This is a genomic window from Fructobacillus sp. CRL 2054 (assembly GCF_028764065.1).
Classification (GTDB): Bacteria; Bacillota; Bacilli; order Lactobacillales; family Lactobacillaceae; genus Fructobacillus.
The window spans coordinates 1-253 of record NZ_JACOFN010000027.1 but is presented as its reverse complement, the minus strand read 5'-3'; the positions used below and the strand labels follow the sequence as shown (position 1 = coordinate 253).

Below are 253 nucleotides of genomic sequence, written 5' to 3'. Positions count from 1 at the left end.
ATGGTCGTCAAGGCGATGCCAACCGTGAAGTTTATTTCTGGCTACGCGATGGCAAGATACCGGTTGATTTGTCAGCTAAGACAATCAAGTTATTCGCCAAAGACGCATCTGGCGTTGTAAAGGAAACTGCTCGTATGCTGATAAAATGGACAGATTTTATGCATCGTCCACTGTATAATTATCCCAAGACTAAAAAGGAAATCAGCACATGACTAAAAGGCCACGTTACTCACAGGAATTCAAAGATGCCATT

General features: G+C 42.3%; 1 pseudogene. It reads left to right on the top strand.

The features are described from left to right. Positions 1-212 (top strand): annotated as a pseudogene (locus H7198_RS06935) (hypothetical protein); the annotation flags it as partial. Between the last annotated feature and the right edge of the window lie 41 nt (positions 213-253).